The sequence below is a fragment of the Piscinibacter sp. genome, assembly GCF_050175855.1.
Classification (GTDB): Bacteria; Pseudomonadota; Gammaproteobacteria; order Burkholderiales; family Burkholderiaceae_C; genus Piscinibacter.
Genome location: NZ_JBFXIO010000088.1, coordinates 1 through 13,895, shown reverse-complemented (window position 1 = coordinate 13,895; position 13,895 = coordinate 1). Strand labels below are relative to the sequence as shown.

The 13,895-nt window shown below is 68.7% G+C and carries 17 protein-coding genes; 3 read left to right on the top strand and 14 right to left on the bottom strand.

What is annotated here, in order from left to right:
• Positions 1-333 (top strand): M48 family metallopeptidase (locus AB7U92_RS09145; RefSeq protein ID WP_428575877.1); only part of this gene is annotated, 333 nt, incomplete at its 5' end.
• Here the strand turns inward: AB7U92_RS09145 and AB7U92_RS09140 are convergent.
• Positions 334-1,605 (bottom strand): amidohydrolase family protein, encoded by a 1,272-nt coding sequence (locus AB7U92_RS09140; RefSeq protein ID WP_428575876.1) that lies wholly within the window; start codon positions 1,603-1,605, stop codon positions 334-336. It abuts the gene before it with no gap.
• 92 nt (positions 1,606-1,697) lie between these two features.
• Between AB7U92_RS09140 and atpE the strand changes: the two genes are divergently transcribed.
• Together atpE and trhA are read left to right on the top strand one after the other, a co-directional pair.
• Entirely contained in the window at positions 1,698-1,937 is a 240-nt protein-coding gene (gene atpE / locus AB7U92_RS09135; protein WP_428575875.1) for a F0F1 ATP synthase subunit C, read from the top strand.
• 89 nt (positions 1,938-2,026) lie between these two features.
• Positions 2,027-2,719, top strand: coding sequence for a PAQR family membrane homeostasis protein TrhA (gene trhA, locus AB7U92_RS09130; RefSeq protein ID WP_428575874.1), 693 nt, complete (start codon positions 2,027-2,029; stop codon positions 2,717-2,719).
• A 10-nt stretch (positions 2,720-2,729) separates the two neighbouring features.
• Here trhA and AB7U92_RS09125 read toward each other — a convergent pair whose 3' ends face one another.
• From AB7U92_RS09125 to AB7U92_RS09065, 13 genes are all read right to left on the bottom strand, one after another.
• Complete coding sequence (locus AB7U92_RS09125; RefSeq protein ID WP_428575873.1) at positions 2,730-3,548, bottom strand: phosphate/phosphite/phosphonate ABC transporter substrate-binding protein; 819 nt, start codon at positions 3,546-3,548, stop codon at positions 2,730-2,732.
• Positions 3,549-3,677: 129 nt separating this feature from the next.
• A complete protein-coding gene (gene upp / locus AB7U92_RS09120; RefSeq protein WP_428575872.1) occupies positions 3,678-4,310 on the bottom strand; it encodes a uracil phosphoribosyltransferase in 633 nt (210 codons plus the stop codon).
• Between the two features lie 34 nt (positions 4,311-4,344).
• A complete protein-coding gene (locus tag AB7U92_RS09115) occupies positions 4,345-4,812 on the bottom strand; it encodes a DUF1348 family protein (protein WP_428575871.1) in 468 nt (155 codons plus the stop codon).
• A gap of 16 nt (positions 4,813-4,828) precedes the next feature.
• Positions 4,829-6,154 (bottom strand): TRAP transporter large permease, encoded by a 1,326-nt coding sequence (locus tag AB7U92_RS09110; RefSeq protein WP_428575870.1) that lies wholly within the window; start codon positions 6,152-6,154, stop codon positions 4,829-4,831.
• On the bottom strand, positions 6,147-6,677 hold the full coding sequence (locus AB7U92_RS09105; RefSeq protein WP_428575869.1) for a TRAP transporter small permease subunit: 531 nt from the start codon (positions 6,675-6,677) through the stop codon (positions 6,147-6,149). Before AB7U92_RS09105 ends, AB7U92_RS09110 begins: the two co-directional genes overlap by 8 nt.
• A gap of 13 nt (positions 6,678-6,690) precedes the next feature.
• A complete protein-coding gene (locus AB7U92_RS09100) occupies positions 6,691-7,776 on the bottom strand; it encodes a TRAP transporter substrate-binding protein (protein WP_428575868.1) in 1,086 nt (361 codons plus the stop codon).
• A 134-nt stretch (positions 7,777-7,910) separates the two neighbouring features.
• On the bottom strand, positions 7,911-8,354 hold the full coding sequence (gene cynS, locus AB7U92_RS09095; RefSeq protein ID WP_428575867.1) for a cyanase: 444 nt from the start codon (positions 8,352-8,354) through the stop codon (positions 7,911-7,913).
• Positions 8,351-9,250 carry an ABC transporter ATP-binding protein gene (locus AB7U92_RS09090; protein ID WP_428575866.1) on the bottom strand — a complete coding sequence of 300 codons (900 nt, stop codon included), beginning with the start codon at positions 9,248-9,250 and terminating at the stop codon, positions 8,351-8,353. Before AB7U92_RS09090 ends, cynS begins: the two co-directional genes overlap by 4 nt.
• Positions 9,240-10,130 carry a nitrate ABC transporter permease gene (gene ntrB / locus AB7U92_RS09085; protein ID WP_428575865.1) on the bottom strand — a complete coding sequence of 297 codons (891 nt, stop codon included), beginning with the start codon at positions 10,128-10,130 and terminating at the stop codon, positions 9,240-9,242. The genes AB7U92_RS09090 and ntrB overlap by 11 nt, the downstream gene beginning before the upstream one ends.
• Before the next feature lie 10 nt (positions 10,131-10,140).
• Complete coding sequence (locus AB7U92_RS09080) at positions 10,141-11,517, bottom strand: CmpA/NrtA family ABC transporter substrate-binding protein (protein WP_428575864.1); 1,377 nt, start codon at positions 11,515-11,517, stop codon at positions 10,141-10,143.
• 93 nt (positions 11,518-11,610) lie between these two features.
• Positions 11,611-12,246 (bottom strand): response regulator, encoded by a 636-nt coding sequence (locus AB7U92_RS09075; protein ID WP_428575863.1) that lies wholly within the window; start codon positions 12,244-12,246, stop codon positions 11,611-11,613.
• Entirely contained in the window at positions 12,243-13,346 is a 1,104-nt protein-coding gene (locus AB7U92_RS09070) for a PAS domain S-box protein (protein WP_428575862.1), read from the bottom strand. The genes AB7U92_RS09075 and AB7U92_RS09070 overlap by 4 nt, the downstream gene beginning before the upstream one ends.
• 83 nt (positions 13,347-13,429) lie before the next feature.
• The coding region (locus AB7U92_RS09065) for a DUF1688 family protein (protein WP_428575861.1) at positions 13,430-13,895 on the bottom strand (466 nt) is incomplete at its 5' end.

The window sequence follows — 13,895 nt, the reverse complement described above, 5'->3', positions numbered from 1 at the left end:
CGCCACCGCGACGGCATGCGCATGCTCATCCAGGCCAGCGCGGTGGGCGTTCTGGCCAGCGTGGTGGTCGGCGACTTCAACAGCCTGCTGGCCACCGTGCCGGTGGTGCTCGGGCAGTCGGCCTACTCGCGCGATGCCGAGCGGCGCGCCGATGAGGAATCGGCCCGGCTGCTGCGCGACGCCGGCCTGTCGCCAGCGGTGATGGTCGGCTTCTTCGAGAAGCTCGCCAAGGAGCAGGGCGAGCACCGCCTGGGCATTGCGATCGCCTCGCACCCGGCCGACGAGGAGCGCATCCGCTTCTTCCGCGAGGCGGCGGCGCAGCCTCGGCGCTGATCAGCGCTGAAGCCGCCAGTCGACCGTCACCGGCCGGCTGGGCAGCGACATCACCGCCTGCGCCGGTGCCGAGCAGGCCACCACCTGGCCGCGCCGCACCACCAGCAGCCGGGTCGCACGCAGGCGGATCGCCTCGACCGGGTCGCCCGCCTGCAGCAGGACGAAGTCGGCCGCCTTGCCCACCTCGAGGCCGTAGTCCTCCAGGCCGAGGATGCGCGCGCTGTTGACCGTCACCGCGTCGAAGCATTGCCGCATCTGCGCCTGCGAGGTCATCTGCGCCACGTGCAGGCCCATCGCCGCCACCTCCAGCATGTCGGCGCTGCCCAGCGAGTACCACGGGTCCATCACGCAGTCATGGCCGAAGGCCACGTTGATCCCGGCGGCCAGCAACTCGGGCACACGCGTCATGCCGCGGCGCTTGGGGTAGCTGTCGTGGCGGCCCTGCAGCGTGATGTTGATCAGCGGGTTGGCGATGGCGTGCACACCGGCCTCGCGCATCAGCGGCAGCAGCTTGCTGACGTAGTAGTTGTCCATCGAGTGCATGGACGTCAGGTGCGAGCCGGCCACGCGGCCGTGCAGGCCGAGGCGCTGGGTGTGGAAGGCCAGCGTCTCGATGTGGCGGGAGAGCGGATCGTCGCTCTCGTCGCAGTGCATGTCCACGCGCAGGCCGCGCTCGGCGGCGAGCTCGCAGAGGATCTTCACACTCTCGGCGCCGTCGGCCATGGTGCGCTCGAAGTGCGGGATGCCGCCGACCACGTCGACGCCGAGGTCCAGCGCGCGCTTCAGGTTGGCCAGCGCGTTCGGCGCGCGCAGCACGCCGTCCTGCGGGAAGGCGACGAGCTGCAGGTCGAGCCAGGGCTTCACGCGCTCGCGCACGTGCAGCAGCGCCTCGACGGCGAGCAGCCGGTCGTCGCAGACATCCACGTGCGAGCGGATCGCCAGCAGCCCGCGGGCCACCGCCCAGTCGCAGTACTGCAGCGCGCGCTCGACCAGCGCCTCCTGCGTGAGCTGCGGCTTGAGCTCGCCCCACAGCGCGATGCCTTCGAGCAGCGTGCCGCTGGCATTCACGCGCGGCAGGCCGTAGCTCAGCGTCGCGTCCATGTGGAAGTGGGCATCGACGAAGGGCGGGCTGAGCAGCTGCCCGGTCGCCTGGATCACCTGCACGCCCTGGGGCGCGGCCAGGCCGGGGCCGAGGGCGGCGATGCGGCCGTCGCGAACCAGCACGTCGATGCCGGTGCGGCCGTCGGGAAGGGTGGCGTTCTGGATCAGCATGGGGGGCTTGACCTCCGGGGTCATCGACACGGTGCGCGGTGCGCCCGAGCATACGGGCAAGGACGGTTCATCAAGCAAGAAGGACGCACACCATGGACGGCTTCGACATCCTCCCGCTCGCCGTGGGCCACATGATCGGCCTGGGCGCCATCGGCTCCTGCCTCGGCGTGGGCCTGCTGGGCGCCAAGTACCTCGAGTCGTCGGCGCGCCAGCCCGAGCTGATGGAGAGCCTGCAGAACAAGGTCTTCCTGCTGGTCGGCGTGCTCGACGGCGCGTTCATCATCGCCACCGGCATCGGCCTGTGGTTTGCGACGGCGAATCCCTTCAGGTAAACCCGTCCCAAGTTCGAAGGCGCGCAAACGCGGGGTTCTGACGCTTTCGGGGGGGTGCGCGGCGAGCGCGGCAGGCGTTCACTGTCGACATGCGCCTGCACCTGCCCGCCGCCCTGCGCACCGCCCTGCACACCGCACCATCGACGCGGTCGCAGACACGCGCCGAGGAGATCGCCAACGCCGCCAGCCACGCGCTGGCCTGCCTGCTGCCCGTGCTGGCCTGGCCTCTGCTCGACATGGCCGCGCCGCGCGCCGGCAGCCCGCTGGGGCGCGCCTCGGTGGCGGTGTTCTGCGCCACGATGGTGCTGGTGTTCCTGGCCTCGGCCGTGTACCACGCGCTGCCGCCGGGGCGGGCCAAGCTGTGGGCCCGCGCGGTCGATCACGCAGCGATCTTCGTCTTCATCGCCGGCAGCGCCACGCCGTTCACGCTGGGAGCGATGCCGGGTTGGGCCGGCGCGGCCACCTGTGCGCTGCTGTGGGCGCTGGCGCTGACCGGTGCGGCGCTCAAGCTGATGCGCCGGCTGACGCAGCGGCGGCTGTCCACCGGCCTGTACCTGCTGCTGGGCTGGGCGGCGCTGCTGGCCGTGGTGCCGGGCCTGGCCTCGATCGACACCGCGGCGCTGGCGTGGCTGCTTGCCGGCGGCGTGGCCTACCTCGTCGGCACGGCCTTCTTCGTGTTCGACTCGGCGCTGCGTTTCGGCCACTTCGTGTGGCATCTGTTCGTGATGGCCGGCAGCGGCTGCCATCTGGCAGCCGCGATGGCGCCGGCTTGGGCGGGCTGACTCGCCGCCCTCAGGATTCCAGCCAGCCCGGCAGAGCCTTCAGCCGCGTGCCCGTCGAGGTGTCGAAAGCCTCGATGCCGATGCCCTTGAGCAGTGCGCGTCCCGGCTCGTTCTGCGGCAGCGCGGACAGTTCCGCCTGCATCGCCTTCACCTGGTCGGCGCCGATGCGGCCATGGGCCACGAGCGGAAAGTAGGGCTGCGCCACGCTGCGATGCAGGACACGCAACCTGGCCTTGCCCAGGTCCCTGGCGGCCCCGGAGTACGAGGCGATGCCGCCCACGTCGCTGAAGCGCTGCTGCAGATAGAACACCACGGCGCCCTGCTCGCGCACGTAGCTGACTTTCTCGTTCTTCAGCGCCAGGTCACGGTCGCGCAACTCGGCGGCGCAGAACTTGGACATGTAGGAGACCGTCTCCGGCAGGACCCAGCGCCTGCCCTTCAGCTGCGCCAGTTCGGTGGCCGGATCGTCTTCGCGCACCACGATCAGGCATTGGCCCTCGGGCCGCGCGCTGGCGACAAACTGGTATCCATGCTCAAGGATGGCACGCGCCGGGTAGTCGCTCGGACGCGCCATGGCCAGGTCGAAGCGGCCGCTGCGCAGCCCCTCTTCGAGGGCCGAGAACTCGCGCGCGAACACCACCTGCACCTTGCGGCCCAGCGCCTTGCCGAGCACCTCGGCCAGCGGGCCGTACTTGGCAATGACCCGGCCGTGGTCGAGCCCTCCCGAGGTGCCTTCGCTCACGCCGAGTGTCAGGTCGGCGCCGCGCGCGGCGTTGGCCCAGAGGCCCGTGATCAACCAGAGCGCGATGAGCGCGACGCGTGCTTGCATGCGGAGGCGGGCCTAGGCGGGTGTGGACAATGCATCGAGTTCACCACATGCTGATGAACTGATGTTGCGCTCCCTCAGAGCAGACGCCAAATCCTGACGCCGCCCACGAATGGGCGCATGGCCCATGGGTCATTTGGTTCCGAAGATCCGATCCCCCGCGTCACCGAGGCCCGGCAGGATGTAGCCGTGTTCGTTCAACTGGCGGTCGATCGCCGCGGTGTAGACGGGCACGTCGGGGTGGCTGGCCTGGAAGTTCTTCAGGCCCTCCGGCGCCGCCAGCAGGCACACGAAGCGGATCGAGCGCGGCTTGGTTTCCTTCAGCCGGTCGACAGCCGCCACTGCCGAATTGCCGGTGGCCAGCATCGGGTCGAGCACGATGGCATCGCGTTCGTGCATGTCGTGCGGCATCTTGAAGTAGTACTCCACCGCCACCAGCGTCTTCGGGTCGCGGTACAGGCCGATGTGGCCGATGCGTGCGCCCGGCACCACGTGCAGCATGCCGTCGAGGAAGCCGGCGCCGGCGCGCATGATGGACACGAACACCGTCTTCTTGCCGTCGATGACCGGCGACTGCATGGTCTCCAGCGGCGTCTCGATTTCGATCAGCTGCGTGGGCATGTCGCGCGTGACCTCGTAGGCCATCAGCATGCTGATCTCGTTGAGAAGGCGCCGGAAGCTGTTGGTGCTGCGGTCCTTCTGCCGCATCAGCGTCAGCTTGTGCTGGATCAGCGGGTGGGTGATGTGGTGCACTTCGGCGGTCATGGGGCGCCCTCCTCGACGAGGCGCAGCATAGCCTTCACAGGCCCAGTTCGGACAGGCCCGGGTGGTCGTCCGGCCGCCGCCCCAGCGGCCAGTGAAACTTCCGCTCGGCCGCCGCGATCGGCAGGTCGTTGATGCTGGCGAAGCGGCGCGTCATGAAGCCGTGCGCGTCGAACTCCCAGTTCTCGTTGCCGTAGCTGCGGTACCAGTGGCCGGAGTCGTCGTGCCATTCGTAGGCGAAGCGCACCGCGATGCGGTGGCCCTGCACGGCCCACAGCTCCTTGATCAGCCGGTAGTCGAGCTCGCGCGCCCACTTGCGGCGCAGGAAGGCCTTGACCTCCTCGCGGCCGACCGGAAACTCGGCACGATTGCGCCAGCGCGTGTCCAGCGTGTAGACGCGGGCACAGACCTCGGGGTCACGCGTGTTCCAGGCGTCTTCGGCCAGGCGCACCTTCAAGCGGGCGCTTTCCTCGGTGAACGGCGGCAGCGGCGGGCGAGTTTCCATCGGCGATCTCCTCGGGTCACCAGCCGATGGCCTTCGGCAGCCACAGCGCGATCTGCGGGTAGAAGAACACCAGCGCGAGCGTCGAGCCCTGCAGCACGATGAACGGGATCACGCCCTGGTAGATGTCCTTGATGCGCACTTCCGGCGGCGCCACGCCCTTCAGGTAGAACAGCGCCCAGCCGAAGGGCGGCGTGAGGAAGGAGGACTGCAGGTTGATGGTGATCAGCATCGCCAGCCAGACCGGGTCGACGCCCTGCGCGATCAGCACCGGCAGGAACAGCGGCACCGCGATGTAGCTGATCTCGATCCACTCGATGAAGAAGCCGAGCACGAAGATCAGCGCCATCATGAACCAGATGTCGCTGTTCACGCCGCCGGGCAGCCACTCGAACATCTTCACGATCAGGTCTTCGCCGTGCAGGCCGCGGAAGGCCAGCGCGAACACCTGCGCCATCATCAGGATGAACATCATGATGGCGGTGATCTTGGCCGTCTCCAGCGCCACCTCCTTCAGCACCGGCCACCTGAACCGGCCAGCGCCGAGGGTGATCAGCACCGCCCCCACCGCGCCCATCGACGCCGCCTCGGTCGGCGCGGCGATGCCGCCGACGATGGAGCCGAGCACCGCCACCACCAGCAGGATCGGCGGCACCACCACCTTCCAGAAGCGCACCCACAGCTCGCGGCGGCTCACCGCATCGCGCTCGGCCTGGGGCAGCGCCGGCATCAGCTCCGGCTTGAGCATGCCCAGCACGAGCAGGAAGACGATGTATACCGCCGCCAGCAGCATGCCGGGGCCGACGGCGGCCGCGAAGAGCGTGCCCACCGACAGCTGCATGATGTCCGACAGCAGGATCAGGATCAGGCTCGGCGGGATGATCTGCCCCAGCGTGCCCGAGGCGCAGATCGCGCCGCAGGCAATGCGCTTGTCGTAGCCGCGGCGGATCAGCGTGGGCAGTGTGAGCAGCCCCAGCGTGATGATGGTGGCGCCGACGATGCCGGTGGTCGCGCCCATCAGCACGCCGAACAGGATGATGCCCACGCCCATGCCGCCGCGCACGCCGCCCGCGATGTGCCCCATCACGTCGAGCAGGTCGTCCGCGAGGCGCGACTTTTCCAGCATCACGCCCATGAAGACGAACAGCGGGATCGCCAGCCATTGGTAGCCCGCCACCACGCCGAACAGGCGCGCCGGCAGCAGGTTGAACAGCACGTCGCCGAAGCCCAGCCAGCCGAACAGGAAGCCCACCGTGGCCAGCGAGATCGCCACCGGGATGCCGATCATCAGCATCACGAAAAAGCCGACCAGCATCAGCACCGCATAGGTCTGCGGCTCAAGCACGGGCGGCCTCCTGCCGTTGTTTCTCCACCAGCACCAGGCGCATCAGCGCGCCGATCGTCTGCAGCGCGAGCAGGCCGAAGCCCAGCGGGATCAGGCCCTTGACCGCCCAGCGCATCGGGATGCCGCCGGGGTCGGGCGAGGTCTCGGCGATGGCGTACGACTGCCCCACGTAGGCCCACGACAGCTTGATGAACAGCAGCGCGATCGCGAGCGTCAGCACGCCCGAGACGATATTGACGGCGAACTTCGCGCGTGGCGAGAAGTTCGCGTAGAACACGTCGACGCGCACGTTGTCGCCACGCTGCAGCGCGTAGCTCATGCCGAGCAGGATGACGGCCGCGAGCAGGTGCCACTCGAGCTCCTGCGACCACACCGAGCCGACGCTGAAGCTGTAGCGCAGCAGCACGTTGACGGCCACCAGGCCGATCATGAACAGCGTGAGGTACAGCGTGGCGCGGCCCGCCGCATCGATCAGCGCCTCGATGCGGCGGACCACGACCGCCAGTGCGGTCGCGTCGGACATGGGCCGGCCCCGATCAGCCGCGCACCTTGATGTGATACGCCTCTTCGCTGACCTCGCTCCAGCGGTCGTACTTGGCCTTGAAGGCCATGTAGGAGTCGTGCACCTTCTTGGTCATCGGATCCTTCGCCGCGGCCTCGGCGAGCACCTTGTCGGTCTCGGTCTTCAGCGCCTTGATGACGGCGTCGGGCAGCGGCTTGGCGATCACGCCCTGGTTCTTGACGAGGTCGTCCATCGCCTCGGAGTTGTGCTTCTGGCACCAGGCTTCACTGATGACGTTGCAGGCTGCGGCGGCGTTGGTCACGATGGCCTTCAGGTCGGCGGGCAGCTTGTCCCACGCGGCCTTGTTGATCAGCAGTTCCGACACCGTGGCCGATTCGTGCCAGCCGGTGGTGTAGTAGTACTTCGCGGCCTTGTGCAGGCCGAGGCGGCGGTCCTGGAACGGGCCGACGAACTCGGCCGCGTCGATCACGCCGCGCTCCAGTGCCGGGAAGATCTCGCCGCCGGGCAGCACCTTCACGTCGACGCCCAGGCTCGCGTACACCTTGCCGGCCAGGCCGGGGATGCGCATCTTCAGTCCCTTGAGGTCGGCGACGGAGTTGATCTCCTTCTTGAACCAGCCAGTCATCTGCACGCCGGTGTTGCCGCAGGGCAGGGCCACCATGCCGAAGGGTGCGTAGACCTCGTTCCACAGCTCGATGCCGCCGCCGTCGTAGAGCCAGCCGTTCATGCCCTGGAAGTTCATGCCGAAGGGCACGGCGGTGAAGTACTGCGCCGCCGCGGTCTTGCCGGTCCAGAAGTAGGCGTTGGCGTGGTTCATCTCGACGGTGCCGGCGCGCACCGCGTCGAAGCCCTCGAAAGCCGGTACGAGTTCACCGGCACCGAAGACCTGGATCTTCAGCCGCCCGCCCGACATGTCGGCGATGCGCTTGGCGAGATCGGTGGCCGAGCCCGGCCCGTCCATGTAGAAGGGCGAGCCCTTCGGGTAGGCCGAGGTCATCTTCCAGTTGAAGGACTGCTGCGCGGAGGCGAGTGCCGGTGCGGCCAGCGCGGCGCCGGCAAAGCCGGCCTTCAGGGCGGAGCGACGAGAGACTGCGTTCATGCGAACTCCAGGGGATGGGGGATGACCATGCATAGCGAGCGCCATGCCAACCAGCGCGCGACGAGTTGAACGGCACGCCTTGGCGTGCCCGTTCCAACGAGGAGGACTAAGGCGGCACGCGAAGCGTGTCCGGCTTAGTAGGTCTTGTAGGGAAGGAACTTGCCGCTCATCGTGATCGACACCCGGTCGCCCTTCGGGTCGGGCTCGCGCTGCAGGTCCATCTTGAAGTCGATGGCGGACATGATCCCGTCGCCGAACTCCTCGTGGATCAGTTCCTTGAAGGTCGTGCCATAGACGTTGACCAGTTCGTAGAAGCGGTAGATCAGCGGGTCGGTCGGCACGCTGGTGGGCAACGAGCCCTTGTAGGGCACCACCATCAGCCACTTCTTCTCCTCGGGCGTGAGGCCGAAGATCTCGGCCACCACGCCGGCCTGCTCGGCGGTGAGCGTCATCTGGCCCAGGCAGGCGGCGGTGACCCATTCCTTGCTCAGGCCGACCTTGGCGGCCACGTCCGACCACTTCAGGCCCTTGGCGACCTTGGTGGCGACGATCTTCTCGGTGACGTCGAGTCTGCTCATGCGATTCTCCTCAGCGGGGGGTGGGTGGCGGGTGCCGCGGGGGCGGCACCTTCGGGGTCGGATTCGAGACCGGGGCTCACCTCGGGCGGCTGCGCCGGGGCGCGGCCGTGCGTCAGCTCCTTGCTGCGCGCGACGAGGAAGTCGACCAGGTGGTTGCGGATGCGGTAGTACTGCGGGTCGTGGTGCAGCGTGGCGCGCTGCCGGTCGCGCGGCATCGTGTTCTTCACGATCTCCGCCACGCGCGCCTGCGGGCCGTTGCTCATCAGCAGGATGCGGTCGGCCAGCAGGATGGCCTCGTCGACGTCGTGCGTGATCATGAACACCGTCTGGTGCGTCTCGGCGCAGATCTTCAGCAGCTCGTCCTGGATGGTGCCGCGGGTCAGCGCATCGAGGGCGCCGAAGGGCTCGTCGAGCAGCAGCATGCGCGGCTGGATGGCGAACGCGCGCGCGATGCCCACGCGTTGCTTCATGCCGCCGGACAGCTGCGATGGCTTCTTGTCGATGGCCTGCGCGAGGCCGACCATCGCGACGTACTTCTCGACATGCTCGTTGACCTGCGCGGTGCTCCACGCCGGCCACTTGCTGCGCACCGCGAAGGCGATGTTCTTGCGCACCGTCAGCCAGGGCATCAGCGCATGGCCCTGGAAGACCACTCCGCGCTCCAGGCTCGGGCCGGCGACTTCGCGGTTGTCCATGAAGACGTGGCCGTCGCTGGCGGTCTCGAGCCCCGCGAGCACGTTGAGGATGGTCGTCTTGCCGCAGCCGCTGTGGCCGATGATGCAGACGAATTCGCCTTGGCGGATGCCGAAGTTGATGCTGTCGAAGACGACCGCGTCACCATAGCGCTTGGTCAGGCCCTCGACCTGCAGGAAGGGGCGCTCTTGATCAGTCGACATAGGTCACCGCCTTCTGCATGCGCGCAAACATCAGGTCGAGCAGCATGCCGACCACGCCGATCACCAGGATCGCGAAGATCACGTTGGGCAGCGAGAGGTTGTTCCACTCGTTCCACACGAAGTAGCCGATGCCCGTGCCGCCGACCAGCATCTCGGCGGCGACGATCACCAGCCAGGCGATGCCCATGCTGATGCGCATGCCGGTCAGGATGGTCGGCGCCGCGGCGGGCAGGATCACCTCGAAGGCCTTGCGCAGCGGGCTCACCTCCAGCGTCTTGGCCACGTTGAGCCAGTCGCGCCGCACGCTGGCCACGCCGAAGGCGGTGTTGATCAGCATCGGCCACACCGAGCAGATGAAGATCACGAAGATGCCGGAGATGTTGCTGTCCTTGATGGTGTACAGCGCCAGCGGCATCCAGGCCAGCGGCGAGATCGGCTTGAGCACCTGGATGAACGGGTCGAGCGCGCGGTAGACCAGCGGGCTCATGCCGATCACGAAGCCCAGCGGGATCGCCACCAGCGCCGCGAGCAGGTAGCCCAGTGCCACGCGCCCGAGCGAATAGCCCAGTTGCAGCCCGATGCCCTTGTCGTTCGGGCCGTTGTCGTAGAACGGGCTGGCGAGGTTCTTCGCCACCACGGCCCCCATCTGCGCCAGGGTCGGGAAGCCCGACTTGGCCGGCGCGGACGTTGGCGACGCCAGGCTCGCCGGGTCCTTGCCCATCAGCTTGGCGTACTCGATCTGCTCGGCGGTGAGGGCCACCGCCGGGGCGGCTGCCGGCGCGGGCGCCAGCGTGGCCACGTGCCAGACGGCCAGCACCCCGAGCAGGATCAGCACCGACAACACGCCCGAGCGGAAGCCCAGGCTGCGCATGAAGGCCATGGCTGCCTCCTCAGGTGCGCTTGATCGCGAAGCTGCCGGCGTAGGCCTCGGCCTTCTCCGGATCGAAGACCTTGCCCATGATGGTGAACTTCGGGTAGGCCCCGTCGGGCACCTTCATGTCCAGCGACTTCATGGTCTTCTTCGCGTCGGTGAGCAGGAACACCTTCTCGGCGACCTGCTTGTAGTTCACGTCGCCCTTGAGGTAGCCCCAGCGCTTCATCTGCGTGAGCATCCACACCGCCATGCTCTGCCACGGCATCGGATCGAAGTCGGCGCGGTCGGGCACGTTCTTGACGTTGCCCAGGCCATCGGCGAACTTGCCCGTGAGCACCTGCGCCACCACCGTCTCCGGCTGGTTCAGGTACTGCTGCGGCGAGATCACCTTGGCGATCAGCTCGCGGTTCTTCGCCTCGCGCGCCATCGCCGCGGCGGTGAGCACCGCGCGGTACAGCGCTGCGAAGGTGTTCGGGTTCTTCTGGATGAACTCGGTGCTGGTGCCGAAGGCGCAGCAGGGGTGGCCGTTCCACAGGTCCTTGGTGAGGATGTGGATGAAGCCCACCTCCTCGAACACCGCGCGCTGGTTGAAGGGGTCGGGGCCGAGGTAGCCGTCGATGTTGCCGGCGCGCAGGTTGGCCACCATCTCCGGCGGCGGCACCACGCGGATCTGGATGTCCTTGTCCGGATCGAGGCCGGCTTCCGCCACGTAGTAGCGCAGCAGGAAGTTGTGCATCGAGTACTCGAAGGGCACGGCGAACTTGAAGCCCTTCCAGGTCTTCGGATCGCGCTTGTCCTTGTGCTTGACGTGCAGCGTGATCGCCTGGCCATTGGTGTTCTGGATGGTGGCCACGTTCATCGGCGTGGCGTTGGAGCCGACACCCAGCGAGATGGCCAGCGGCATCGGGCTGAGGAAGTGGGTGGCGTCGTACTCCTTGTTGAGCATCTTGTCGCGGATCAGCGCCCAGCCGGCGGTCTTCACGACTTCGACGTTCAGCCCCTGCTTCTGATAGAAGCCCAGCGGGTGCGCCATGATCAGCGGCGTGGCGCAGGTGATGGGGATGAAGCCGATCTTCAGGTCCTTCTTCTCCAGCGCGCCCTTTTCCTGCGCCATGGCCTGAAGGCTGGCCACCGGCAGCACGCTGGCGATGGCCGCCATCGCCGAGCGGCGGCCGACGGCGCGCAGGAACTGGCGGCGCACCGCGTCCTGCGGGAACAGCGCCTTCACCAGGGCCGCCTCGACGAACTCGTTGGAGTACTGCTCGAAGGCCGCGGTCTCGCTGCGCGCGCGCAGTTCCGCGGCGGCATGGTCGGCTTCGCTGCGGTGCTTGCCGCAGCTGCAGCCCATCATCAGGGGGCGGTCGGCGTCGTAGGGATCGAAGTGCTCGCTCATGGTGCAACCTCTCGTCAGGGCATGGAAGGAATGCTAGGAACGAGACGCCCACCGCAACATCGGGGCCAGCGGGATTCGGCTGTAGGGCTGGCCCTACACGATCTCCTGCCGCACGGCGTAGAGCGCCAGCTCGACGTCGTTACGCACGCCGGTCTTCTCCAGCACGCGGGCGCGGTAGGTGCTCACCGTGTTGGCGGCGAGCACCAGCTGCTCGGCGATCTCGCCCACGCTGCGGCCCTCGGCCAGCAGGCGGAACACCTGGTACTCGCGGTGCGAAAGCCGCTCGTGCAGCGGCACGTCGTCCTCGCGCCCGGTGCCCACGGCGCTGGCCAGCTGCTCCGCCACGTGCGGCGTGATGAAGCGCCGGCCGGCGGCCACGCGCCGGATCGCCTCGGTCATCTGCTCGGAGTCGGCGCTCTTGTTCAGGTAGCCGGCCGCGCCGAGCTTGAGGCTGCGCACCGCGTACTGGCGGTCGGGGTAGGTGGAGAGCATCAGCACCGGCAGCTTCGGGTACTCGCTCTTGAGCTGGCGCAGCACGTCCAGCCCGTCGCGCTGCGGCATGGCGATGTCCAGCAGCACCACGTCGATGCCGCCCTCGCGCACGCGGGCCACCGCCTCCGGCCCGCTGGCCGCCTCGCCGGCCAGCGCGAGGTCGCTCGCGTCGGCCAGGATCTGCTTGATGCCCTGGCGGACGATCTGGTGGTCGTCGCAGACGAGAACCCGGATCATGATGCGGCCTCTTCCGGCAGCGGCATCACCAGCCGCACCCGCGTACCCAGCCCCGGCGCGCTGTCGATCGTCAGCGTGCCGCCGAACTGTGCCGCGCGCTCTCGCATGCCCATCACGCCGTAGCTGCGCGGGTCGTCGAGCGAAGCGACGGTGGTGCCCACGCCGTCATCGCGCACGTCGAGGTAGAGCACCGGCTGCGGCGGGTCGTCGACCGCGATGCGGATCTGCACGCGGCGCGCCTTCGCATGCCGCGCGATGTTCGACAGCACCTCCTGGAAGATGCGGAACACCGCGATGGCCAGCGCCCCTTCGGGCGGCGGCACGCCGGCGGCCACGTGCACCTGCAGGTCGCTGTCGAGCTCGGCGGTGTCGACGAACTCCTGCGCCTGCCACTCCAGCGCCGCCCACAGGCCCTGGTGGTCGAGGATGCTCGGCCGCAGGTCGGTGATGATGCGCCCGACGTTGTCGACCGCGGTGTCGATCATGCGGCCCATGCCGCGGCACTTGGCGCCGAGCTCCTCGCGCTCGGCCACGCGCTTGGCGAGCCAGTTGACGTCCATCTTCAGCGCCACCAGCAGCGAGCCGAGCTCGTCGTGGATCTCGCGCGCGATGCGCGTGCGCTCGGCCTCGCGCACGGCCTCCTGGTGCCGCGCCAGCTCGCGCACGCGCGAGAGCTCCTGAGCGCGGCGCCGCTCGCTGATGTCGGAGAAGGTGACCACAGCGCCCTGCACCTCGCCGTTCTCGACGATGGGGTGGCTGGAATACTCCGCGTAGAAGCTGGAGCCGTCGGCGCGCCACAGCACCTCGTCGTCGATGCGGCAGGGCAGGCCACGGCGGAAGGCGTTGAAGATCGGGCAGTCGCACTCCGGGTAGTGGCGGCCGTCGGCGTGAGTGTGGTGGATCAGCTCGTGCATGTTGCGCCCGAGCATCTGCTCGGCCGGCCAGCCGAGCTGCTGCGCCGCGCTGCGGTTGACGAAGACGCAGCAGCCGGCCATGTCGATGCCGAAGATGCCCTCGCCGGTGGATTCCAGCAGCAGGGCGAGCCGGTCGCGCCAGACGTCGGCGACGCGGCCCTGTTCCGGGGCGTGGACGGTGTTCATGCAGCCCACCCTGGTGCAAGGCCCGTGCCCGTGCATGCACGCCCTGCGGCGCACCAGCACGAGGCGCGGCGCACCGCGGCCGGTCAGAACACGGTGCCGTCGCTGGCGATGCTCACCGGCGGCGCGCCGCCCGGCCGGCGCTCGGCGGCAATCTGCCGGCCGGCCGCCCAGCTGCCGCCTTCGAGCATGCAGGCCAGCGGCAGCGCCGGCACGCCGAGGCGCTCGCGCACCAGGGGTGCGAGCTCGTCGAGCAGCGTCACGGTGAGCGCGCGCCACTCGATCACCCAGGGCTCGGCAGGCTCGCGCGGCCGTTCGGCGAAGGCCGGATCCCTGGGAACGATGACGCCGGCGTCGAGCAACAGCCCACCGTTGCGGTATTCCGGCAGGCCGGTGAGTGCCTCCAGTCCCTCGACCCGCACGCCAGCCCACTCGAAGGGCTCGAGCAGCGAGTAGCTCAGCCACTGGCTGAGCTTGTGGAAGGGCACCCAGCCGGCGCTCGCGCCTTCGCCCCCGGCCGCCGGATGCGGCCAGGCATCGCCGAGCGGAACG

Excerpts from the sequence above, each read along its gene's own strand:
- AB7U92_RS09080 (WP_428575864.1), bottom strand. The coding sequence starts at position 11,517 with ATGAGCGAGCACTTCGATCCCTACGACGCCGACCGCCCCCTGATGATG.
- upp (WP_428575872.1), bottom strand. The coding sequence starts at position 4,310 with ATGACCGCCGAAGTGCACCACATCACCCACCCGCTGATCCAGCACAAG.
- AB7U92_RS09125 (WP_428575873.1), bottom strand. The coding sequence starts at position 3,548 with ATGCAAGCACGCGTCGCGCTCATCGCGCTCTGGTTGATCACGGGCCTC.
- ntrB (WP_428575865.1), bottom strand. The coding sequence starts at position 10,130 with ATGGCCTTCATGCGCAGCCTGGGCTTCCGCTCGGGCGTGTTGTCGGTG.
- cynS (WP_428575867.1), bottom strand. The coding sequence starts at position 8,354 with ATGAGCAGACTCGACGTCACCGAGAAGATCGTCGCCACCAAGGTCGCC.
- AB7U92_RS09105 (WP_428575869.1), bottom strand. The coding sequence starts at position 6,677 with ATGTCCGACGCGACCGCACTGGCGGTCGTGGTCCGCCGCATCGAGGCG.
- trhA (WP_428575874.1), top strand. The coding sequence starts at position 2,027 with ATGCGCCTGCACCTGCCCGCCGCCCTGCGCACCGCCCTGCACACCGCA.
- AB7U92_RS09070 (WP_428575862.1), bottom strand. The coding sequence starts at position 13,346 with ATGAACACCGTCCACGCCCCGGAACAGGGCCGCGTCGCCGACGTCTGG.
- AB7U92_RS09100 (WP_428575868.1), bottom strand. The coding sequence starts at position 7,776 with ATGAACGCAGTCTCTCGTCGCTCCGCCCTGAAGGCCGGCTTTGCCGGC.
- AB7U92_RS09140 (WP_428575876.1), bottom strand. The coding sequence starts at position 1,605 with ATGCTGATCCAGAACGCCACCCTTCCCGACGGCCGCACCGGCATCGAC.
- atpE (WP_428575875.1), top strand. The coding sequence starts at position 1,698 with ATGGACGGCTTCGACATCCTCCCGCTCGCCGTGGGCCACATGATCGGC.
- AB7U92_RS09075 (WP_428575863.1), bottom strand. The coding sequence starts at position 12,246 with ATGATCCGGGTTCTCGTCTGCGACGACCACCAGATCGTCCGCCAGGGC.
- AB7U92_RS09115 (WP_428575871.1), bottom strand. The coding sequence starts at position 4,812 with ATGGAAACTCGCCCGCCGCTGCCGCCGTTCACCGAGGAAAGCGCCCGC.
- AB7U92_RS09090 (WP_428575866.1), bottom strand. The coding sequence starts at position 9,250 with ATGTCGACTGATCAAGAGCGCCCCTTCCTGCAGGTCGAGGGCCTGACC.